Annotated in this window: 24 protein-coding genes and 1 pseudogene; 8 read left to right on the plus strand and 17 right to left on the minus strand. The window is 63.3% G+C overall.

Features of this window, described 5'->3' with window-relative positions; translation table 11 throughout:
- Positions 1-8: 8 nt before the first annotated feature.
- A complete protein-coding gene (locus B208_RS0106825; RefSeq protein WP_007977986.1) occupies positions 9-1,256 on the minus strand; it encodes an ABC transporter permease in 1,248 nt (415 codons plus the stop codon).
- On the minus strand, positions 1,253-1,996 hold the full coding sequence (locus B208_RS0106830; RefSeq protein ID WP_018128784.1) for an ABC transporter ATP-binding protein: 744 nt from the start codon (positions 1,994-1,996) through the stop codon (positions 1,253-1,255). Before B208_RS0106830 ends, B208_RS0106825 begins: the two co-directional genes overlap by 4 nt.
- A 197-nt stretch (positions 1,997-2,193) precedes the next feature.
- Between B208_RS0106830 and B208_RS23770 the strand changes: the two genes are divergently transcribed.
- The 3 genes from B208_RS23770 (at position 2,194) to B208_RS0106850 (ending at position 3,846) form a co-directional block, all read left to right on the plus strand.
- Entirely contained in the window at positions 2,194-2,367 is a 174-nt protein-coding gene (locus B208_RS23770; protein ID WP_018128785.1) for a hypothetical protein, read from the plus strand.
- A 38-nt stretch (positions 2,368-2,405) separates the two neighbouring features.
- Complete coding sequence (locus tag B208_RS0106845) at positions 2,406-3,323, plus strand: alpha/beta hydrolase (protein ID WP_007977994.1); 918 nt, start codon at positions 2,406-2,408, stop codon at positions 3,321-3,323.
- Between the two features lie 76 nt (positions 3,324-3,399).
- The gene (locus B208_RS0106850) at positions 3,400-3,846 is read left to right on the plus strand and encodes a DUF7344 domain-containing protein (protein WP_007977997.1); all 447 of its coding nucleotides are present in this window, start codon (positions 3,400-3,402) and stop codon (positions 3,844-3,846) included.
- Here the strand turns inward: B208_RS0106850 and B208_RS0106855 are convergent.
- Positions 3,843-4,313: a metal-dependent hydrolase gene (locus B208_RS0106855; protein WP_007977999.1), complete on the minus strand. Its 471-nt coding sequence runs from the start codon at positions 4,311-4,313 to the stop codon at positions 3,843-3,845. The two genes, B208_RS0106850 and B208_RS0106855, sit on opposite strands and share 4 nt — an antisense overlap.
- A gap of 90 nt (positions 4,314-4,403) precedes the next feature.
- Here B208_RS0106855 and B208_RS0106860 point away from each other — a divergent pair, with 90 nt between their 5' ends.
- Positions 4,404-5,096 carry an SDR family NAD(P)-dependent oxidoreductase gene (locus tag B208_RS0106860; protein ID WP_007978002.1) on the plus strand — a complete coding sequence of 231 codons (693 nt, stop codon included), beginning with the start codon at positions 4,404-4,406 and terminating at the stop codon, positions 5,094-5,096.
- Between the two features lies 1 nt (position 5,097).
- On the opposite strand, the gene B208_RS0106865 is transcribed toward B208_RS0106860, so the two are convergent.
- Both B208_RS0106865 and B208_RS0106870 read right to left on the minus strand, forming a co-directional pair.
- Positions 5,098-5,781 carry a YqjF family protein gene (locus B208_RS0106865; RefSeq protein ID WP_007978005.1) on the minus strand — a complete coding sequence of 228 codons (684 nt, stop codon included), beginning with the start codon at positions 5,779-5,781 and terminating at the stop codon, positions 5,098-5,100.
- Positions 5,778-6,023: a hypothetical protein gene (locus tag B208_RS0106870; protein WP_007978007.1), complete on the minus strand. Its 246-nt coding sequence runs from the start codon at positions 6,021-6,023 to the stop codon at positions 5,778-5,780. Before B208_RS0106870 ends, B208_RS0106865 begins: the two co-directional genes overlap by 4 nt.
- A 94-nt stretch (positions 6,024-6,117) precedes the next feature.
- Here B208_RS0106870 and B208_RS0106875 point away from each other — a divergent pair, with 94 nt between their 5' ends.
- Positions 6,118-6,951, plus strand: coding sequence for a ZIP family metal transporter (locus B208_RS0106875; protein ID WP_007978009.1), 834 nt, complete (start codon positions 6,118-6,120; stop codon positions 6,949-6,951).
- A gap of 66 nt (positions 6,952-7,017) precedes the next feature.
- A pseudogene (locus B208_RS24255) lies at positions 7,018-7,264 on the plus strand (acyl-CoA thioesterase); the annotation flags it as partial.
- 13 nt (positions 7,265-7,277) lie between these two features.
- On the opposite strand, the gene B208_RS24260 reads toward B208_RS24255, so the two are convergent.
- The 4 genes from B208_RS24260 to B208_RS0106895 form a co-directional block, all read right to left on the minus strand.
- Positions 7,278-8,501 carry a choice-of-anchor W domain-containing protein gene (locus B208_RS24260; protein ID WP_007978012.1) on the minus strand — a complete coding sequence of 408 codons (1,224 nt, stop codon included), beginning with the start codon at positions 8,499-8,501 and terminating at the stop codon, positions 7,278-7,280.
- A 121-nt stretch (positions 8,502-8,622) separates the two neighbouring features.
- Positions 8,623-9,087 carry a signal peptidase I gene (locus B208_RS0106885; RefSeq protein WP_007978014.1) on the minus strand — a complete coding sequence of 155 codons (465 nt, stop codon included), beginning with the start codon at positions 9,085-9,087 and terminating at the stop codon, positions 8,623-8,625.
- Positions 9,088-9,137: 50 nt separating this feature from the next.
- Positions 9,138-9,833 (minus strand): TasA family protein, encoded by a 696-nt coding sequence (locus B208_RS0106890; protein ID WP_049805634.1) that lies wholly within the window; start codon positions 9,831-9,833, stop codon positions 9,138-9,140.
- A 142-nt stretch (positions 9,834-9,975) separates the two neighbouring features.
- Positions 9,976-10,485 (minus strand): hypothetical protein, encoded by a 510-nt coding sequence (locus B208_RS0106895; RefSeq protein ID WP_007978017.1) that lies wholly within the window; start codon positions 10,483-10,485, stop codon positions 9,976-9,978.
- Positions 10,486-10,800: 315 nt separating this feature from the next.
- Here B208_RS0106895 and B208_RS0106905 point away from each other — a divergent pair, with 315 nt between their 5' ends.
- Positions 10,801-12,369 carry a globin-coupled sensor protein gene (locus tag B208_RS0106905; protein WP_007978019.1) on the plus strand — a complete coding sequence of 523 codons (1,569 nt, stop codon included), beginning with the start codon at positions 10,801-10,803 and terminating at the stop codon, positions 12,367-12,369.
- Between the two features lie 46 nt (positions 12,370-12,415).
- Here the strand turns inward: B208_RS0106905 and ppc are convergent, their stop codons facing one another.
- Both ppc and B208_RS0106915 read right to left on the minus strand, forming a co-directional pair.
- Positions 12,416-15,091, minus strand: a complete 2,676-nt coding sequence (ppc, locus tag B208_RS0106910) for a phosphoenolpyruvate carboxylase (RefSeq protein ID WP_007978020.1) — start codon at positions 15,089-15,091, stop codon at positions 12,416-12,418.
- 73 nt (positions 15,092-15,164) lie between these two features.
- Complete coding sequence (locus tag B208_RS0106915; RefSeq protein WP_007978021.1) at positions 15,165-15,494, minus strand: transcription factor S; 330 nt, start codon at positions 15,492-15,494, stop codon at positions 15,165-15,167.
- A gap of 84 nt (positions 15,495-15,578) precedes the next feature.
- Here B208_RS0106915 and B208_RS0106920 point away from each other — a divergent pair, with 84 nt between their 5' ends.
- Positions 15,579-16,034, plus strand: coding sequence for a hypothetical protein (locus B208_RS0106920; RefSeq protein WP_007978022.1), 456 nt, complete (start codon positions 15,579-15,581; stop codon positions 16,032-16,034).
- A gap of 12 nt (positions 16,035-16,046) precedes the next feature.
- Here the strand turns inward: B208_RS0106920 and B208_RS0106925 are convergent, their stop codons facing one another.
- The 6 genes from B208_RS0106925 to B208_RS0106950 all read right to left on the minus strand — a co-directional run bounded on the left by B208_RS0106925 (position 16,047) and on the right by B208_RS0106950 (position 21,123).
- Positions 16,047-16,448 (minus strand): hypothetical protein, encoded by a 402-nt coding sequence (locus tag B208_RS0106925; RefSeq protein WP_007978023.1) that lies wholly within the window; start codon positions 16,446-16,448, stop codon positions 16,047-16,049.
- Positions 16,445-17,353 carry a hypothetical protein gene (locus B208_RS0106930; protein WP_007978025.1) on the minus strand — a complete coding sequence of 303 codons (909 nt, stop codon included), beginning with the start codon at positions 17,351-17,353 and terminating at the stop codon, positions 16,445-16,447. Before B208_RS0106930 ends, B208_RS0106925 begins: the two co-directional genes overlap by 4 nt.
- Before the next feature lie 114 nt (positions 17,354-17,467).
- Complete coding sequence (locus B208_RS0106935; protein WP_007978027.1) at positions 17,468-18,304, minus strand: RAD55 family ATPase; 837 nt, start codon at positions 18,302-18,304, stop codon at positions 17,468-17,470.
- Between the two features lie 11 nt (positions 18,305-18,315).
- Positions 18,316-19,293, minus strand: a complete 978-nt coding sequence (locus B208_RS0106940) for a beta-ribofuranosylaminobenzene 5'-phosphate synthase family protein (protein ID WP_007978030.1) — start codon at positions 19,291-19,293, stop codon at positions 18,316-18,318.
- 83 nt (positions 19,294-19,376) lie between these two features.
- Positions 19,377-20,333 (minus strand): glycosyltransferase, encoded by a 957-nt coding sequence (locus tag B208_RS0106945; RefSeq protein ID WP_026177769.1) that lies wholly within the window; start codon positions 20,331-20,333, stop codon positions 19,377-19,379.
- A 58-nt stretch (positions 20,334-20,391) separates the two neighbouring features.
- Complete coding sequence (locus tag B208_RS0106950) at positions 20,392-21,123, minus strand: hypothetical protein (RefSeq protein ID WP_007978035.1); 732 nt, start codon at positions 21,121-21,123, stop codon at positions 20,392-20,394.
- Positions 21,124-21,138 lie beyond the last annotated feature (15 nt).

Raw genomic sequence — 21,138 nt, forward strand, 5'->3', positions numbered from 1 at the left:
AAGCGCCGCTATTCGTGTCGGAGCGCGTCGATGGGGTCGATGCGTGCGGCGTTCCACGCCGGGTAGAGACCCGAGACGAGACCGACGCCGATACCGACGACGATGGCGACGCCGAACCATTTCGGCGCGAACGCGAGGTCGAAGCCGATAGCCTGCGCGGCGACGTACCCGCCCGCGATGCCGACGACGGTGCCGACGATGGACCCGATGACGCCGAGGATTATCGCCTCGACGATGAACAGTTGAATGATGTCGCGTTTCTGCCCGCCGACGGCTTTCATGATGCCGATTTCGCGGGTCCGTTCGGTCACGCTCACCAGCATGATGTTGGCGATGCCGATGGCCCCGACGATGAGCGAGATGACGGCGATACCGGTGATGAAACTCGTGAACGTCCCGATGACCTCCTGAATCTGCTCGACCAGTTGCTGGTTCGTCTGGAGGGACACCTCGTAGGACGCGGGTTTGAGTTGGCTCGCGTCGGATTCGTTGGTCAGATACGATTCGACCGCGGGTTGGACGCTATCCACGTGGTCGTAATCGACGGCCCGAACCGTGACTTGCGGGTAGGCGCGTTGCTGTGTGCCCGTCGTCGGACTCCGGACCGTCGTGCCGTAGAACGGGTCGGTCGGGACGTAGATTTGGGGCCGCGAGGTACCGAACGCGCTCGCCGTTGCCGAGGCGTTGAGGATGCCGACGACCGTCACCGTCCGCGTGCCGTTTGCGAACTGGAGCGTGAGGCTGTCGCCGGTCGTGACGTTCGTCGAGAACAGCGTCGCGGCGGGTTCGTTGAGGACGACCTCCTCCGAACCGGACGAGAACGTCCGTCCCGACTCGAACGAATCCGACGAGAAGGCCCCCGGCGTCGTCGCGGTTACGCTCTCCCAGCCGATGGTTTGGCCGTCGTGACCCAGCGAGGACACTTGCACGCTACCCTGTGGGACGACGGAATCGACGTCCGAGAGACCCCGCAACTGTTCGATGTCGTGTTCGGTGAACACCGGCACCGAGCCGCCCTGACTCGACGGTCCACCCGGTCCGTCGTTGGCACTCGGCGGGCCGACGCTCGCCACGATGGAGGGGTTGGAATCGGCCGAGACTTGCCCGACGATGGCGGCTTGAAGGCTCGCGCCGAGCGTGACGAAGGTGATGACCGACCCGACGCCGATGATGATGCCGAGCGTCGTCAGCACCGACCGGAGTTTGTGGTCGCGGATGGACCGCCAACTCATCTGGAAACTCTGGCGGAAGTTCATGGCCTCGCCTCCACGCGTCGCGGCGACTCGACGGGTTCGATGCGCTCCACTTCGCCGTCCAGCAGGTGGACGATTCGGTCCGCGTGTTCCGCGACCGTGCGCTCGTGGGTGACGAGGAAGATGGTGTTGCCCTCGTCGTTGAGTTCCTCGAACAGGGCCAAAATCCGGCGTTCCGTCTCGCTGTCGAGGTTGCCGGTCGGTTCGTCGGCGAGGATGATGGCGGGGTCGTTCGCCAGCGCGCGGGCGATGGCCACGCGCTGGCGTTGCCCGCCCGAGAGTTCGTTCGGCCGGTGGTCGCGTCGCTCGCCCAAGCCGACCCGTTCGAGGAGGTCGCTCGCCCGCTCGGTCCGTCGCTTCGTTCCGGCTCCCTGGAACAGCATCGGCAGAGCGACGTTCTCCGCGGCGGTGAGTTTCGGCATCAGGTTGAACGTCTGGAAGACGAAGCCGATTTCGTCACCCCGAAGCCTCGTCCGCTCGGCGTCGGAAAGCGTCGTGACTTCGGTTCCGTTCACGGTTATCGTCCCCTCGGTCGGCGTGTCGAGACAACCGACGACGTTCATCAGGGTGCTCTTTCCCGACCCGCTCGGCCCCATGACGGCGGTGTACGACCCGGTTTCGATGGACAGGTCGATGCCGTCGAGGGCGTGGACGGGTTCGCCGCGATGGTAGGTCTTGCGGACGTCGGTCAGGGTCACCGCGGCGGTCGATTTCGGTTGGGTTCGTGGGCGTGAATCAGGCATGAGGTCGTGATAGCGTGTTCGATAGCTCGTCCGGTCCGTGTTCGCGGTCGGTCACGATTCCGTCGAGTCGCCGACGGGTTCGGCATCGCTCGGCACCGTACTGACCGAATATTCAGTCAAACGGGGATACGCGTTCCTCGGTATTTAGTACCACTCGCTCGTTCGAAACGGCGCTAACGCTGTGAGGAGGCACGGGTTTGACATTCACGGGCGTCGACGGCTTCAGTATGGGGGTTTGTGACATCTGCGAACAGCGCAAGTCGAACGGGACGCATCTCGTCGGACGGACCGGCGAGTTGTGGGTGTGCCGGGGGTGCATGATGCGGGCCGTCACCGGAAAGAAGGAGGAACTGTCGTTCATGAACCCGTGAGACGACTTTTATGTTCCCCGTCGTCCTCGTAACGGATAATGACGAAGACACGGGCACGCGAGCTATCGCGGTTGCGGTACGCGAAGAACGACGCCGATTTCGAGAGCGAGGGAACGCGCTGTGCGGGATGGCTGTACACCCCGGAAGGCGTCGCGGACCCGCCCGTGGTGATGATGGCTCACGGATTGGGGGGCGAACGAACCTTCGGATTGCCGAAAATCGCGAAGGAGTTCGTCGCCCGCGGGTTCGCCGTTTTCCTCTTCGACTACCGGAATTTCGGCGACAGCGACGGCGAACCGCGCAATCTCGTGAGCGCGAGTCGGCACGTCGAAGACTGGGAGGCCGCCATCGACCACGTTCGCGGGTTGGACGCCATCGACCGCCGGAAAATAGCGCTCTGGGGAACGTCCTACAGCGGCGGGCACGTCATCGAAGCGGCGGCGGACGACCATCGAATCGCCGCCGTGATCGCCCAAGTCCCGTTCGTCGACGGACGGACGGTTGCCCGCGCGTCCGGCGCGAAGAAGGTGTTGAAGGGGACGTTCGCGGGCGTCCGCGACCTCGTACGAAAGTACACGTTCCGCGGTCCACACACGGTTCCCGTCGCCGGGTATCCCGACGAGTTCGCGGTGCTCAACGCGCCGGGAGCGATGGAAGGGATGGAAACCATCGTGCCCGACCCGCCGGTCTGGGAGAACGAAGTTCCGGCCCGCGTCTTCCTCGAAATTCCGTTCTACCGCCCGATTTCGGTCGTGGAGGACGTTCCGTGTCCGTTGCTCCTGATCGGCGGCCGGGACGACGACATCGTTCCGGTCTCGTCGATTCGGTCCGCGGCGGAACGGGCCGACGCGACGTACATCGAACTCCCAATCGGCCACTTCGACGTGTACGACGACGCGTTCGACGCGGTGGTCGGATACGAAGCGGCGTTCCTCGACCGAGAAGTGCGGGAGTGATGTACTCCGCACCGGTGGTGTCCGCGAGGATGTAGCTAGTTTTATTCATCTACACCTAATGTAACAAAATAGAATAATGGTGAAACCATCCGAGACACCGCCTGTCTCCCTCTCGCTCGACGAAATCTTCGAAGTACTGGTCGCTCCGCGTCGGAGAGCGGTGTTGTACGAACTCCACGGACGGTCGGAACCGATGACGCTGACCGACCTCGCCGCATCCGTCGATGCGGTTGAAACGGTGGTGACGAACGAGACGAACGAAGCGGAGGTGACGAACGAGACGAACGAAGCGGAGGTGACGAACGAGACGAACGAAGCGGAGGTGACGGCGGCGAACCGGAGGACGGTTGCCATCGCGTTGGACCACATCCACCTCCCCAAGCTCCAGCAGGCCGGACTCGTCACCTACGACCGAGCGGAGAAAACCGTCGAGTTGGGGCAGATTCCGCGGCAGTTCGAGCGGTACCTCCGATTCGCGGCCGAGGACGACCACCGCACGCGGGCCATCGACGCGACCGTTTAACGGAGCAGGTGGCCGAGCGTCCACGCGCCACCCGCGGCCGAGACGCCGAGGACGAACAGCAGGACGTTCGCACGAAAGTCGCTCGCGGGGACGATATCGAGGGTGAACGTCCGCTCCGAGAGGGGCCAGAACGGACGGACCCCCATCGGCGTGATGACGTCGGCGAGGAGGTGGGAGACGATAGAGAGCGTACCGACCAGCAGGCCGAACTCGGCGACCGTCGTCCCCCCGAAAATCCCGCCGACGAGGGCGGAGAGGACGCCGACGGCACCGGCGAAGGCGACGGTGTGTGTCGCTCCCCGATGGCGGAGTCGGTTCGTCCGCGTGTCGAGGTCGGGAATCATGGTCAACGCGACGGTGACACCGCCGCCGAGAAGCGCGAACGTCGGAGACCCGGCCGCGACGAGGACGCAACAGATGGGTGCATAGAGCGCGAGCGCCACGCCGCAGTGACCCGGCTGATACATGTTTCTCACTTACACCGCAGGCGGTTAACTGCAACGGGGGGTACGGGCGACGACGAAAACCGATTTCACGCTCCCGTCCGACGTTCTCCCATGGACGGATTGACGGCGGTCATCACCGGCGGGACGCGAGGAATCGGGCGACGGGTCGCGGAGTCGTTCGCGGACGAGGGCGCGACCGTCGCCCTCTGCGGACGCGATGCTGGAGAAGTCGATGCGACCGTCGAGACCATCGAAGACGCGGGAGGTAACGCGGTCGGCGTGCGCGCCGACGTGCGCGACGAGTTCGACGTGGAGCGGTTGGTGGAAACCGCCGCCAGAGAGGGCGAGGACGGCATCGACGTGGTGGTGGCGAACGCCGGGGTCTACCACGGGACGCCGGGGGAAACGCCCCTGACGACCGAATCCTACGCCGCCTTCGACGACACCCTCCGAACGAACTGCCGGGGGGTGTACACGGCGATTCGGGAATCGCTTCCGCACCTCGCCGAGGACGGTCGAATCCTCGTTTCGACTGGTTCTATCGGCCACGAAACGCACGCCGGATACGGCTCCTACGCCGTCTCGAAAGCCGCCGCGGAAGGACTGGTTCGCGGGTTTTCGACCGAACTCGACGGGACGGTGGTCGGCATCGACCCCGGCGTCGTCGGAACGGAGATGATGGGCGAGCAGGGACGCGACCCGGAGGACGTGGCCGGTCTGTTCGTCTGGGCCGCCACGGACGCCGAGGACGTGAACGGCGAAATCGTCGGGCTGAAGCGGTGGCGGCAGGCGACGCGGGAGTGAGTCAGTCGAGTCGTTTCGGCGCGTGGACGTGGAACACCATCGCCGGGCAGTACCGGACCCGAGGTTCCGCGTCGGGGAGAGGCAGTCCGACGGCATCGAACAGCGAGTCGACCCACACGTCGGCCTCGACGGAGTGAAGCGGCCACGGGTCGTGCTCGACGCGGGCGGTCATTCCGGCTTGCGGGACGAACAGTCGATAGCGCTCCGAGAGGAAGTAAGAGAGCGAGCCGGTCTCGGGAACGGTCGCGCCGTTTTTCGGACGGTACGTCGCCTCGAACTCGACGGGAAGCGTTTCGGGACGGCGTCGGTGGGCGTGAATCCGGTGTATTCCGTCCGTTTCGACGGTTATGTCGGCATCGTAGTACGGCAGACGATAGAGCCGCCGCGCGACACGCGCCGCGAGCCGACTGCCGGTGTCGAGGCTGAGAAAGTAGACGCCGACGGCATCGCCGAGGCGGACGTAGGTTCGGACGTTGACCTGTGGGAACGTCGCACCGAGGAGGTGCGGCGTTCCCGGCGGGCGGGCGTTTTCGACGGTCGAAGCGAGGACGCTGACCCACGCCCGCCCGTCGAACGTATCGAGCGCCAGCGAATCGGGAATCGCGGTTTCGAGCGCGGCGGTATCGACCGACCAGTGGGCGAACAGACAATCGCGCCACGTGAATCGGAGTACGCGCACGGTCACGACCGCCGGTAGTACCAGCAGGCGAAACAGCAGAACGGGACGCCGAAGGAGATGACGAGGACGGGAAGTATCGGCAGGAATCGGAGCGACCCGGTGACGAAGACGTCCAGTCCGAGAGCGGAGAGCGTTCCGTACACCGCGTCACCCGCAAACGGGGCGGTGAGCCGGAACAGGACGTACGCGACCAGCGTTTGCGCCGCCCGAACGAGCAATCCCGCGCCGCGAACCGTCTTCGTCTCCATGGTCACTCTACGTGTCGCCGCTCGGCAATAGCTTTGTGGTGGTTCGCGACGACCAACCGACGGGTTAATAACTTCTGATTGAGGATTAATAACCATGCCACGACTGTCACGGCTCGGCCTCGCCGGGTTCGTCGCCCTCGTCGTCCTCACCGGGGTGGGGGTGACGGCGGGGCTGTCCAAAGTCCTCGTCATCGCGTGGGTCGCGTTCGCGGCCATGGCCGCGGGTGCCGTGCTCGGGGGTCGGTCGAACGACTCCATGCACGCGAAAAAGCTCGTCTGGGCCTTCGGGTTGGCGAGCGGCGCGATGATAACCAGCGCCGCCGTCTTCCTCGTCCCGAGCGCGATATCCCACCACCCGGAGTACGGCGGCTTCGGTATCGCCGCCGGAATTCTGGTCGGCTTCAGCGCCCACACCATCGGTCACCGGGCGACCCACCTCGAAACGGCGCTCGACCACACGTCGGTCGAACTGACCGCCCACTCGTTCGCCGCGGGTGCCATCATCGGTCTCGTCTACGGCAACATGCCGGAACTCGGGTTGCTCCTCGGCCTCGCCATCGTCTCGCACAAGGGACCCGCGGGGTACGTCGCGGCCCACCGACTCCGAGAGGGCGGCAGTACACCGTCCGTCCTGCTCCTCCCCGCCGCGGGCATCGGCATCACGGCTATCATTTCCGCGCTGCTCCAGTTGCCCTCCAGCGCCGCGGTCAACGGCCTCGTCTTCGGGTTCGCCGCGGGCGTCTTCCTCCACGTCGCCATGGACTTCCTCCCGCGCTGTGAACTCGGCGGCGAGGTGTACGAGGTGGCACAGTTGAGCGACAACGCCCACCACCTCCTCGACGAACTCCGCACGCACGCCGTCGCGAGCACCGCCCTCGGCGGGCTGGTTGTGTTCGCGCTCTGGGCGGTCATCAGCCGCCCGATGTGACCGTCGGCGTGCCATCACACAGGCAACCACACAACGACTATTCGCCCGCTTGCAGTAGCCACGCGCATGCCGACGTTGATGGACACCTACATCGAAAACCGCGAACGCGTGCAACCGAAGCACGCCAACAACTACGAGACCGCCCACGGGGGAATCGTGATGAAGTGGATGGACGAAATCGGGGGCGATGTCGGCGATGCGACTCGCGGGGGAGACGTGCGTCACCGCCAACGTGGACCAGATGGACTTCCAACGACCGATTCCCGTCGAGGATACCACGGTCATCCAATCGTACGTCTACGACACGGGACGAGGCACGCTTCTCCCTACCGAACGATATACGGCCCGTTTCGCGTCCCGAAAACCAACGATTGTGGGCTGTTTTCGGTCGAATTACTGCCGGTCGACCTTGACCTCGAAGTTACACGACCGACCCGCAACCGGTAGTATTGTTTATTCTGCGACGGTTTCTTACGCGACCACTGTATGATGGCATCCCCCTCCAGCGTGAACCCTTCTTCGAGCGAAACGTTCGACACACGAATCGCGGAACCGCCGTTCGTGACTTGAATGTCCTGTCCCACCGAATCGCCGTTGAGGCGCATGTTGCTCAACCGTGTGGTTGCCGCGGACTGTGCGCGAGCATAGATCAGTAAGTCGGTATACGGCCCGGTATCGAGCGGTGAGTAGGTCAAGTCGTTTGTGCCCTGATTGCTGTAAGTGACGATTTGGGACCGTGGATCGTACGTAAGCGTGAACGGACGGGTCTCGTTGTTTTGCCAGTCCTTGTTCGCTCGGTTTTTCGGGTTGTTGATCGTTGGACCCAGTCGGTGCTCTTTCACGCCGGACCCGTGTCCCCCGATACGCCCCTGCGCGATGAACGACTGCTGCATCCGAATCGAGTTGTACTCCTGTTGTGTGAGCGTCGTTATCGTGGGGTCGGACGTCTGTCCAGCCCCGGCCTGTAGCGATACCCGTGTCGTATCCACGTCGCTCCACCCGGCCGGGGAAACGCGCGAATTCAACGTGAGATCGAGGTCGAAGGCGAGGCGGTCGCCGTATGCGGCGGTCGAACCCGTCGGATACTCCAACTCGAACACGAAATCGACCGGAGCCGACCCGAGTGGTGGAGAAAGCTGTATCGTCTGGTCGGGTTGTGTGGCGACCGTGCTGTACGACGCGAGCGAAGTGCTACTGCCGAAGAAGTAGCCGAGTAACGTCCCGTCCCGTTCGAGAGACGCCCTGAACTGTAGTTCGTCGTCGAGTTCGCCCCCGTCGGCGGGGGACGTGTTCGACTCGTCGGGTTCCGTCGTCCCCTCGCCAGTCGTCACCGTCGATACGCCGAGGCTGATCGACTCGCCACCGATGCTCCCGTCGTTCGTGAGTTGTGTTTGGTGTGTGTACGAACCGCCGGAAGCGAGAACGAAGTCTCCCGCGGCAGGGATTCGGTCGGCATCGCCACCCTGGAGTTTAAGATCGAGATCATCCTCGTCGGTCGATCCACCCGTCGAATCGGAGACGTCATATGTCGCGGTGCCCGTTCTCGTCATCGACCACGAATTGGCACCGACCGCGAATAGTTGGAGAGCGCGCCGTCTCGATAGCTTCCTCATCGTCACCCTGAGCGACTATGGAACCCAGATATTTGTTCCTTTCCCACTAAAATAGAATCTACTCCATTTGGATGAAAAAATACCCTGCACTACCGATGAGCACGCCACCAAGGACGATAGCGTAGAGATACGCACTACGCGAGAAAACCGGGTGAACCAGATAGCCGTATAGCGGAACCGATAGGACGACTTCGCCACGAATTTGGTCCCGATGGACGACGAAGGAATCCGGATACGTTCGAGCATCGCCTTTCGTCACGAATCCATCGGTCGTCTTCCGAACGATTCGATGAGTGATGAGTTCACCGTTCTGTACGAAGGTGATCGCATCCCCGGATTCGTAGTGGCTCGAGTCGTGTGTGTAAACCACGCTCCCGGGCTTGAGCGATGGCGTCATACTGCCGCTCAGGACGACATAGCTTCCCACGCCGGGCAACAGCGTGAACAGGATCTGTCCGACTATCGGGAGTAGGAGGATTCCGATAACGATCCAACCGAGTCGGGAGGGACGGAAGAACCTCATCAAACAGAATACGACTGCAACATATTTAAAATAAGTATGAGACTTTTCGATTATTGGCTACTGTCCTGATTGAGCGTGAAGTTGACCGCGATGTCCACGCCGTCGGCCATCACGTCCTCGTCGGCTCCGGTCAGATTACCGGTCGTATCGGCACCGGTCCAGTACGCAGCGTTGTCGTTTGCGACTTCGAGGTCGAGAGTGAAGTACGTCGTACTCGAACCGTTCGGAGCGGGTGCTTGCAGATTGTCGAGCACGTTCGTCTGTTCGTTCACCTCTTGAAGGTCGACGTACCCGTTACCATTCGTGTCCGTCACGTTGGTCGTGATGTCGTTGAGGACGGTCCCCTGCGGGTTCTCGTACTGCATCGCCTGAACGCGAATGAGGCTCCCCGTCTCGGACGCGTTCAACTCGTTGGCGAGCTCGGAGTCGTTCGGTTCGGCGCGAAGGTCGTTTTCCGTATAGTTGAAGCCGATTTCGAGATGATCCGCCTCCGTCGAGCCTTCGTTCGTCAGCGCGTACGTGTGATTCACCTGGTCACCTGGTTGTGCATTGATCAGGTTGAAATCCTCCGTTGTGCCATTCGCGCTGCCGTTAATTGCGAGATCCATCGTTCCTGCTTCGACCGTGTTCCCCGTGCTTGAGTCCGTGTCGCTCCAGAACGCCCATGTACCGACACCAGCGAGAATACCACCGACGATGACTACCAACGCGAGCGCAATTTTGGTTCTTCTGTTGTTTATTTCCATCTCTGTAGTATATTACACAATGAACAGAGGGTTAAATCTTTTCTAGCTCAAATCATATTAATTATAATTATTCAAAAATATGCGAATATATATAGGAACGGAACTGTGGTACGATGCGGGTCGAAGAGCGAAATTCCTCAGGTCAGAGTTCCCGCGCCGAATCCGGGTTCTCCACGTCCCACAGATATTCCGGTAAAAAGGCGTCCAAGTGGTCGATGATTTTGCGGTCGCTGGCGTTCATTCCCTCGCAGTGGTCCCACGCCGACTCGCGGATATCGACGTGCATCTCGCCGTTTTCCGTGCGAATCGAGACGGGGTAGACGAAACAGCGGGCGGGCTTCCAGCCGTTTTCGGCCTGCAACTCACAGAGGCCGTCCCCGCGGAGGAAGTGACAGGCACAGCCGTCTTCTGCGGTTTCGTCGTGGTCTTTCTCCTCGCGGCGCACGAAATCCTCGCAGCGGAACTCGGTAGTCGCATCGTTCAGGTCTGCGTGTTCTCCCAACTCGAAGAACTCGCGGTCGTACAGCATGACGCCGTGGTGGCAACACCACGTACAGCTATCGACGCACTCGAAGGTGAGGTCGGGGTCGAACTCCACGACCGCCTCGCGGCCCGGATGCACTTCGACGCGAACCGGAGTGTCTGCGCTCACGTCCGCGCTTCGGTCGCGCTCGCGGAAAGGTCATCCGATTTCGGCCGCCACGCCGTCAGCGTCTCCTCGTACGCCACGTCGGTTCGTTCGAAGCGCCGCTCGACGTACTCGTCCATCGTTTCGATGATTTGGTCGTCGGAACGAAAGTCCTTTTGGAGGGACAGACACCGAATCCGAGAGATGAGCGTTATTTGATAATCCGTCTCCCCCCTCCGTTTAGATACACACCATACGACCGCCGTGGTGCTGTGTTTGGGGCCGTTTCCCGGACGCCGATAACGGTAATAATTTAAATACTTGACCACAGTACACGCCATGAACAGCACAGGCGACGTGTTCGGGAACTCCGAACTCGGGAAACGGGTCGATATCGACGCGCAACTCGACGAGATGGGTCTCGATATGGAAGAGATAGAGCGACGGAAGTCGTTTCTCGGCCTCGACGCGGAGGACGTCAGCCGACTGTCCGCCCTCCGCCCGACGTTCGAAGCCAACCGCGGGACGGTGGCCGACCAATTTTACGAGAATTTGCAGGAACACGAGGAGACACACGAAATACTCGCGAACTCCACGCGCGGTATCGAATCGCTAAAATCGACACAGGGGGAGTACCTCGTCACCCTCGCCGACGCGACCTACGACGAGGAGTACGTCCGAAACCGGGCGCGAATCGGAAAGCTCCACGACATGCTGGACATGCCGTTGAACCACTACATCGGTCAGTACAGCATCTACTACGACCTCATCGGGTGTCTGTTGAAAGAGCGACTGGAGGATGACCTCGAAGCGACGATTCGAGAGCACGTCTCGCCCGCGGCGACCGACGGCGGGCAACTCGCCGGGACCACGACCGACGTGGACGAACTCGTCTCCGAGGTCCGGGAGTCGGCACACGAGCGCTTCGAGGACATGCTCTCGGTGCTCCGCGTGCTCAACCTCGACATGCAGATAGCGGCGGACACCTACGTCCACTCGCACAGCCAGCAGATGAAAGAGGAGATAGAGCGCTCGCGCACCCTTCGGGAGTCGACCGAAGAGCACGTTCTCGACGCACACGAGTCCGCCGCCGACGTCGCCGAGAGCTCCGTCGAAATCAACCAACTCACCGAGGAGCAGTCGGAGAACATGGAGCGAATCGCCAGCGAAGTGTCCACCCAGAGCGCCACGGTCGAGGAGATCGCCGCCAGCGCGAACGAAGTGGAACAGAAGAGCCGCGAATCCCAGGAACTCGCCGAGGAGGGGAAGAAACTCGGCCAGCGCGCGATCAGCGCGACCGAATCCACCGAGGACGCCCGCGAGAGCATGGTGGACGACGCGGAGGAACTCCAGAACGCGGTCAGCGAAATCGGCGACGCGGTGCGGATGATAAACGACGTCGCGGACCAGACGAACCTCCTCGCGTTGAACGCCTCCATCGAGGCGGCGCGCGCCGGAGAGGCTGGCGACGGGTTCGCCGTCGTCGCCGAGGAAGTCAAATCGCTCGCCGAGGAGTCGAAGGCTCGGGCCGCCGAAATCGAGGCGATGGGCGAACGCATCGAGAACCGAACCGAGAGCACGCTCGACAGCCTCGGCGAGAGCGAAGCCTCCATCTCCGAAACGGTCACCGCCGTCCAGCGGACCAGTGAAAAGCTCGAACGAATCGTGGACTCGGCCACGGAAACCGCGGTCGGCATGGAGCAGATTACCGCCGCGACGGACGAGCAGGCGTCGAGCACCCAGGAGGTTGCGACCATGATCGACGAGGCGGCGGAGACGTCCGCCCGTATCTCGACCGAGGTGTCGTCCATCGCGGAGACGAACGAGCAACAGGCACGGACCATCGAGGAATTGGACGAAATCGTCGCCAATCTCGGGAAAGAAGAGAGCGATATCGGACGAATCTGAGGACGGACGACCCCGAACGACGGGTGAGAAGAAACGAACCGACCGACTAGCCTGTGTTTTTCATTCCGGCCGCGACACCCGTGACGGTCAGCCGGAGGGTCCGGCGCTCCGTCTCGGTGAGGTGTGACTGGCGAAGCAGACGCACTTGGAGGAGGTTGAGCGGGTCCACGTAGGGGTTCCGTCGGTCGAGGCTCTCTCGAAGCCACTCGCGCGAGAGGAGGTCGTCGCGTCCGGTGATGTCCAAGACGAGTTCGGCGGAACGCTCGTACTCCGCTTCCAGTTCGGGGAAGAACTGCTCGCGCAACTTGGGCGACGCGAGGTCGGCGTACTCAGCCGTGATTTCGAGGTCGGTTCGGGCGAGCGCCATCGCGGCGTTGTCGATGGTCGTGCGGAAGAACGGCCACTCCTCGTACATCTCCCGGAGGGTTTCGACGTCGCCGTAGGCATCCAATCCCTTGGCGAGCGAGTACCACCCGGGGAGGATACACCGGCTCTGGGTCCACGAGAACACCCACGGAATCGCGCGGAGGTCCTCCACGGTTCGCTCGCCGGAGCGGGAGGCGGGCCGAGACCCGAGGTTCAGGTCCTCGATGACGGTTATCGGCGTCGTCTCCTCGAAGTACGAGACGAAGCCGTCCGATTCGAGCAGGTCGCGGTAGGCGTCGCGGGCGGCGTCGGCGGCGACGTCCATCGCCTCGACCCACTCGTCGGGAATCGTCTCCTCGTCGTCCTCCAAGGCGGCGTACCGGGCACGAATCTGAGCGTCCAGCATCTGTTCGACGTTCCGCTCCGCGATGACGGGGTTGGCGTACTTCTCCGCGATGGCCTCGCCCTGTTCGGTGAACTTGACCTGTCCCGAGACGGTTTCGCGGGGGAGCGCCAGCAGCGCCTCGTTCATCGGGCCGCCGCCGCGGGAAATCGACCCGCCGCGGCCGTGGAACAGGCGGAGGGTGACGTCGTACTCCTCGGTGATTTCGGCGAGTCGTTTCTGATTCCGATAGAGGCTCCAGTTGGCGGCCAAAAAGCCGTTCTCCTTGTTCGAATCGGAGTACCCGAGCATGATTTCCTGCGTCCCGCCGCGCGCTTCGAGCGCCGCGGCGTAGGCCTCGTTCTCGAACAGGGTGCCGACGATGCGCCGTGCGCCCGAGAGCGCGTACTCGGTTTCGAGCAGTGGAACCACGTCGAGGCCGGAGTAGCCCGGCAGGTCAACGATTCCGGCTTGATCCGCGAGGAACAGCACTTCGAGGACGTGGCTCGCCTCCTCGGTCATGCTGATGCAGTACGTGTCGATGGTCTCCGCGCCGTACTCGCGTTGCCAGTCGGCCGTCTCCGAAAAGAGGGTCAGAACCCGACTCGCGGTCTCGGAGAGGCCTTCGGTGTCGAGGTCGATGATGGGTTCGTCCTGCAGGATGGCGTCGGTCAACAGTTCGACCCGTTCGTCCTCGCTCATCGAATCGTAGTCGAAGCCCTCGCGGGCCAGCGCCTCCGCGATTGCCGTTGTGTGGTTTTCCTGGTGGTCGCGCAAATCGAGCGCGGCGAGCGAAAATCCGAAGGTTTCGACGCGGCGGCGAAGGGGTTCGACTTCCGTTTCGACGACGCTCTCCGCGCCGTCCTTCCGAAGGCTGTCCGCGATGGCGTCCACGTCCGCGAGGAGTTCCTCGGCGTCGTGGTATCCGCCGGGTCGAACGTCGCCAACGCGGTCGATCCGCTCGCGCATCAACGCGAGTTTCTGGCGGTACGGTTCCTCCGGGTAGCGGTCCGTCACGCGCTCCGCGATGGTGGGGAGTTGTTCGCGGTCCGTGTCGAGGCTCGAATCGAACAGAGCGCTCGTCTCGATTCGGTCGCCGTCCTGACTGAGGACGCCGGACAGTCGCTTCAGTTCGTCGCGGTAGCGCTCCAACACGACGTCGCGCTGGCGGTCGAGGGTTTCGGCGGTCACCTCCGGCGTGACGTGGGGGTTGCCGTCGCGGTCGCTCCCGGCCCACGACCGGAAGCCGAACAGCTTCGGCACGTCCACGTCGAACTCCTCGCCGACGGTGTGGTCGAGTTCGTCGTACACGTCGCCCACGATGTCGAAGAGAACGTTTTCGAGGTACCAGAGGACGTTTCGCGCCTCGTCCGCCACCTCCGGGCGGCGCTTTCTGACCTGCCGCGTCTCCCAGAGGCCGGTCACTTCGCTCTCCAATCGGCGTTCGAGTTGATTCCGCTCGCGGTCGGTGAGCCTTCGTTCGTCGAGTTCCGAGAGCAGGGTTTCGACGGAGCGGAGTTTCGCCTTGACCGTCTTCCTGCGCGCCTCGGTCGGGTGTGCGGTGAAGGTCGGAACGACGTTGACGTCCTCCAACACTCGTTCGACGGTTTCGGGGTCCGCGTCGGCCTCGGCGAGGGTTTCGGCGGTCGCGCGGAGGCTGTCTTCGAGCGTTCCCTCCTGCGTCCCCTCGCGGATGGCGCGCACACGCTGTCGCTCCTCGGCGAGGTTGATGAGTTCGAAGTAGGTGGCGAACGCTCGTGCGACGTGACCAGCCAGTTCGGGCGATAAGTCGGCCACTTCGTCGCGGAGGACGGCGCGGGACTCCGCGTCCCCGCGTCGGTAGTCGATGGAACCGGTTCGAACCGTCTCGACGGACTCGAACGCCTCTCGAGAGGCCAGCCGCGACAGTACGTCGCCGAGCAACCCGCCGAGTTCGCGGACGTCCTGTCGAACGTCCCGGGTATGCAATCGCATACCAGAGGGTCGGGGTCACGCCACGTAAAACGTCGGTCTGCGGGTAAAATATGCGAAGTGTTTTGAACGATAATTAATTGTATTCGCGCCAGCGATAGCCGCACTCCTTACATTTGAAAAATCGCGTCGGCGGTTCGTCTGCGGAGCCGGTCTGTTTGATGGTGTACCACGCGACGCCGTGGCCGCACTCCTCACAGGTGACGTCGTTCGCCGTCGGTTTCCCCTCGAAATTCGCGCCCTCCTCGGTTTCGATGACGTCGGAATCGTCCTGCGCTTCGGTGGAGACGAACTCGGCGGCGCGCTCCTCGTCCTTCGCCACCGTCGCCTGACAGTCGTCGTTCGTACAGACCATCTTCGACCCCATCGACCGCATCATGGAACCGCATTCGTCGCAAAATTGCATACCCCGGCTTGGATGCGGAGCGTGAAAAGCGCCACGTACCGATTCGGGAAGCGTTATTTTCGTGGGATACATCAACCCAGTGAGATGACCTCTGACCTATCGAGACGAACGCTGCTCGCCGCGGGAGCGGGTTTGGCGGTCACCGGACTCGCGGGGTGTTCCGGTGCGAACAGTTCGTCGAGCGCCGACTGTGAAACGACCGCCGTCGCACACGGCGATGGAAAAATCCTGCAATCGGTGTCCGCCGTCCCCGAAGACGGGCGCGTGCTCCTCTCCGTTTCGTTTTCGAACGGCAAGCAAGCGTCCACCGACCGGCTTCGGGTGTACGATTCGTCGGGCGACCTCGAATACGAGATTCCGACCGGGAAGCGGCGGAACTATCTCCAAACCATCGGCCCGCGGCCACAGCACGGGCGGCTTCGAGTCGTCTCGATGAAAAACGGCGAAGAAACCGACGAGCTCGTCGTGGACTTCAACTGCTGGGTAGACGAGGACTCCGCCTTCGCACCGGAAACTACGGGCGACGCGACGGAATCGTAGCGACTCTCGCGGTCATCCGCTCCCCGTGTCGAGGTTGTCCTCGTCGGCGACCATGGGACAGTCGGCCACCCGGAAGTGGTCGGTGTCGGGCATCGACAGGATGTCCGTTCCCTCGTGGGTACAGTGGAGGGACGGCGGGTCGCCGACGTGCGGACAACCGTGGCAGGTCGCTTTCGGAATCGTGCGAACGTCGCGGTCGTCCCGACCCGCCTCTCGGGGGGCGCTCACGACGAGTTCGCCGCTGTCCTCGCGCAGCAGGTCCGCCCAGAGTTCGTCGGTATCGATGTCGCCGACGTTCTCCTCTCGAAAGGCATCATCGACCGACGTGGACTTTCGCTTCCTGCGCTCCTCGATGTCGGCGGCGAGGTCGGCGAGGGGTTCGTCCCGGTCGTCCTCGGGCGGTCGGTCGCTCACTCGCCCATCACCTCGTTCAAGAGGTCGTCAACGTCGAGGTCGGAGTCGGGGTCGAGGGCGCCGTCGAAGTTGAGGTCGTGGTCGAGGTCAACGCCGGACTTCGACCGCGATTCGAAGTCCGGGTCGGTGGTGTCGCCTTCCAGCGCGGGCGGACGCCCCACGACGAGCCAGTTCGACCCGAAAAAGCCCCGCTTGGGGTCGATGTCCTCGAACGTCGCGCCACAGTGCGGGCAGGCGGGTTCGGTCAGCAGCGCGATGGTCACGCTCGTCTCGCACTCGGAGCACTTGGCGCTCGTGACGCCGTGACGGTTGGCGGTCCGGGCGAGTTCGGCGGTGGCCGCCCGCGTCGCGTTTTGTGCGGCGAGCGTGCGCGCTTGGTCGCGGACGGAAACGAGCGCACGCGCGAGGACGTCGAGTCGCTCGTCCAGTTCGTCGGTCGTCTCGGTGAGGTAGTCGAGCACCTCCTCGTAGTTCTCGAATCCGGAGTCCAGTCGTTTCCGGTTCTCGGCCACTCGTTCACGGAGGGCGTCGAGTTCCGGTTCGAGGTCGTCGCCGTCCCCGTCGTCCACCGTCCGACGGAGGTCGGCGAGTTCGTCGTGAAGACCGGCGAGCTCGTCGCGGAGTTCGGGGTGTTCGTGGTCTTCCGGGGCCTTATCGTCGGCTTCGCGCTTTATCTGGACGACGCGCTCGCGCACGTCGGTCAACTTCTGCATAAAATCGTCGCGGAGTTCGTCGAGCCTTTCGTCGGAACCGTTCCTCTCGTGGAGCGTCCCGTGCCCCGCGACCAGTTCGGAGAGGAGGCGCTGGCGGGAGACGCCGAGTTCGTCGGCCGTGTTGGTTAGCCACTGGTCGACCGCTGCCGGAACCTCTTCCGCTGGGACGTGACCCGCGTCTTCGCTCTCCATTCGGGTGAATATCCATTTCTCACAGCGCTGACTTAACGTTTCGCCTCGACGGGGGCCGGATTCCGGAAAAGAGGAACGAATTTTGAAACGACGGTCGAGGCGAGCGTATGGACGCTATCGAATTTTACGAACGTTGCTGATGTCCAACCCGTCGCTCTGTATCTCCGTTTCGAAGCGAATGATGCTCTCTTCCTCGATGCGCGAGAGGACGCCGCGGTACTCGCGGACGAACATGGTCCGAGCGCGCTCGTTGCCGCCGCTCTCCCACTCGAAGGTGATGGTGCCGTCTGTCGCGCTCATCAGGGCACCCATCTGGCGCTCCGTCAGACTCTCCTGTGCGACGAGGACGAGTATCAGGCCGCCCCACGCCTTGGCCGCCTTCTTCATGCCCTTGAGGAGCATGACCATCTGGTTCCAATCCACCTGCTCGTCCGGAAGCGACGAGAGGTCGGTCAGCGAATCGACGACGACGAGGTTTCGGGGCGCGTTCTCGGAGAGGTATTCGCCGAGCGCTTCGAGGACGCCGCGGCGGTCGTGACTGCTCCCGAGGTCGGTGATGGTGCGACGCTTCTCGACGTACCAGTCGTTCGGAATCGGACTCAGTTGGAAGTACTCGGCCGAGAGATCCTCGAACGAGATGGCGTCCGCCGCCGGACCGACGAGCGTCTCGTCGATGGTGTGCGTGAGTTCGTCGAATATTTCGGGTTCGTTGGCGGTAAACGAGACGTAGTGAACTTCGTCGGGGAGGTCCGAGTGCGAGTCTATCGGCCCGTAGTGAAGTTCGAACAGGTCCGAATCGACGTGACCGAGGGCGTTGATGGTCGCGCTCGTGTACGCGAACTCGCGTGCGCCTGCCCCGGCGTCGCCAGCCAACAAGACGACGCTCCCCGGCGGGGACCCCCCGCCGATGAGCGAGTCGAACTGCGAGACGCCGAACGGGATGCGGTCCATGCGTTCCCCTCTCATTCCTGACGCTTACCGTTTACGCTCGCTCCGGCGTTTCGGGGCGAAGTGAGCAACACGTCTCCGGCGACGCCCGCGGAATCGAGCGCGTTTCGAGCCGCCTCGACGGCTCCGTCGGCCAACGTCCGCGTGGTCACGCCGTACACCGCGGGTCCCCACGACGACTGCCCGGCACCGAACACCGACGGGGAGGATTCCATGGCGGTGACGAGTTCGCCGACGGGTGGCCGATAGACGCCTCCCTGTTCGTCGGCGTACCACGCGCCGTTTCGGCGACCGATCTCCGCGACCGCACTGCCGAACCGGTCCGGGTCCCCGTCCGCAATCGCCGGAAGCAACCGACGGAGGAGTATCGAGGAGACGTCCTCGGCGATTGTCGGGTCCGCGCGTTCGACGACCGAGCGCATGCTCGCGTCCTCGTCGTCGCCGCTCCGACCGGGTTCGGCGTCCGGGAGGACGAGCACGAACCGCCAGTCGTCGGGAACGTCGTGTCGCGCGACGACGGGGGGGACCGACCAGTCGCCGCGTGCGGGACGAGCCGTGGTAAAGCGTTCCGTGGGATGTCCGGCGTCAACGACGAAACCACCGCGCTCGAACGTCGAGACGCCGATTCCGCTCCTCCCCGCCCTGTCGAGGGCGGGCGCGTGCTCGCGGACCGCCGGGTCGTCGCCGTAGGCGTGGGCGACGGTGGCGAAGACGGCCAGCGCGAGTTGCGTCCCGCTCCCGAGTCCGACGTGTCTCGGCAGCGTCCGGTGAACTCGAACGTCCGCGCCGGGGACGGAGAGCAAGTCCGTAGCCCTGCTCGCGTACTCGCGTGCACACGGGTCGTCACAGCGCACCTCGTCTGCCGGTGTCGCCTCGACGGAGACGGTCGGCGAGGAGAGAGCGACCCCCAACCCGCCGTACAATCGCTCGTGGGCGAGTGAGAGGTTCTGAAAGCCGAAATGGAGTCGCCCCCCGACCGTCACCTGTGCCATACCTAGCGGTCAGTCGAGAGCAGGATGGCGATTTCGGCAGTGGCAAATTACCGCGCTATCTCCCGGTGCGCGTGAAAGAAGCGCTACTCCATGTGGTCCAAAACGTACTCCGCCGCGCGGTCCGCGCCGTTTTCGTACTCGGGTGATTCGGGGGGATGGCGCACCGCGCGGGTGACGTGCGGAATCGAGTGTTCGATTTGGAACCCGCGAAGGCCGCGGCGTTCGATGACCCGCGAGACGCCGTGTTGCTCGTCGGTGAACGGGTAGATGATACAGGGCGTCCCGGCGACGGCGGCCTCCATCACGGTGGAGTAGCCCGAGCAGACGACGACGTTCGCGGCCTGAATCCACGGAAGGAGCGACGGCACCGACTCCCAGCCGTCGTGACCGACGAGGGTCACGTCGTTGCCGTCGTCTTCGAGGGCGCGGGCGAGTTCCGCGAAGTTGGTCGTGTAGGTGCTCGGAACGAGGAGCACGTCGATGTCGTCGGGAGGCTCCTCGCCGTTGGGTTCGAGGGCGATGGGAGGGATGTGGACGACGCCCGGCGGGTCGCCGCGGTCCGGCGGCCACACGGCGGGATAGAAGAACGCGTGCGACACCGAAATCTGGTAGCGGTTGAGAATCCACGTGAACACCTCTTCGATGGCGGCGTCGTAGTAGGATGCGGCGTTGTGGGTGAGAACGTACAGCGGCGTATCGGTGCAGTGGGCCGCCATCGCGGCGAACATGTCGTCCGTCACGAGGGCGGCAGGGTCTTCGCGGCGGAGCCATCGAACGAAGTCGAACACCCGCCGACCGCTGTTCGGAACGCTTCGAGTCACCACGTCGAGAATCGACCCGCCCTGATAGTCACCAATGTAATCGACCGTCGCCGGACGGTAGACCTCGTAGCCGTTGTGCTCGATGAACTGGGACCCCGGACCACCGCCTGCGAGGACGACATCCGTCTCCGGCCCTTCCAATGCTTGTGCCACCGCAAGCATCCGGGTCGCGTGCCCCGCGCCTTCCGGATAATGTGCGACAGCAACGGTCCGGCTCATGGCCAACTGTCCTCCCTGCCGTGGGAAGTATATTTGGATTTCCTGTTTTGGAAGAAAATCAGTCGCAGTCGATGGCGAGGATTTCCGTCGCACCGCGTTGGAACTCGAACGGAACGGAGCGAATCTCGACGCCGTACCCGTCCGACCGAAGGGAATCGAGGAGGTCGTCCAGCCGCGGGTACGGCGTTCCCTCGAAGTCCGCGAGAGGGTAGACGCGAACTTCATCGGCGGTGACGCGAGCGAGTTCGCGGAGCGACTCAACGTGGAATTCGTGGCTCAGTCGGTCGGCGTACAGGAAGAGCAAATGCGCCGAGAGCGTGTGCGTGAACGCGTCGTCCTCGAACGGGAGGTCGGGAAGTTTGGCGGGAACGTACCGACCGGAGGCGAGTCCGGCGGGGTAGTCCTTCAGGAACGTCTCGTAGGCCTCGGTCCAGTGGTCTCGAAGGCCGTCAACGTCGCCGTAGTAGTCCCACTCGAACAACTCCTCCGCGTCGTCGAACCCCTCGAGTGCCATCTCGATGTCGAGCTCGCCGCGCGTATCGAGCTCGCCGTAGTCACCCCGATACATGACGTCCGCGCCGACCGCAGAGAGTCCCCGTTGGGTCGCCTCCGCGACGAACGCACACGCGCCGGAGGGACAGTCGAGTATCCGCCCCCCGTCGAGTCGGTGGAGGTCGAGATCGAACATTCGAACGTACTCCTCGAACGTTCGCCCGATGAACGCCACATCCTCGATTTCGTACGTTTCATCGTCCGACGAGGATTCAAACGATTCGTCATCGGTGATCATATTAAGAATTTGAAT

Source organism: Haladaptatus paucihalophilus DX253, assembly GCF_000376445.1.
In the GTDB taxonomy this organism is placed as follows: domain Archaea; phylum Halobacteriota; class Halobacteria; order Halobacteriales; family Haladaptataceae; genus Haladaptatus; species Haladaptatus paucihalophilus.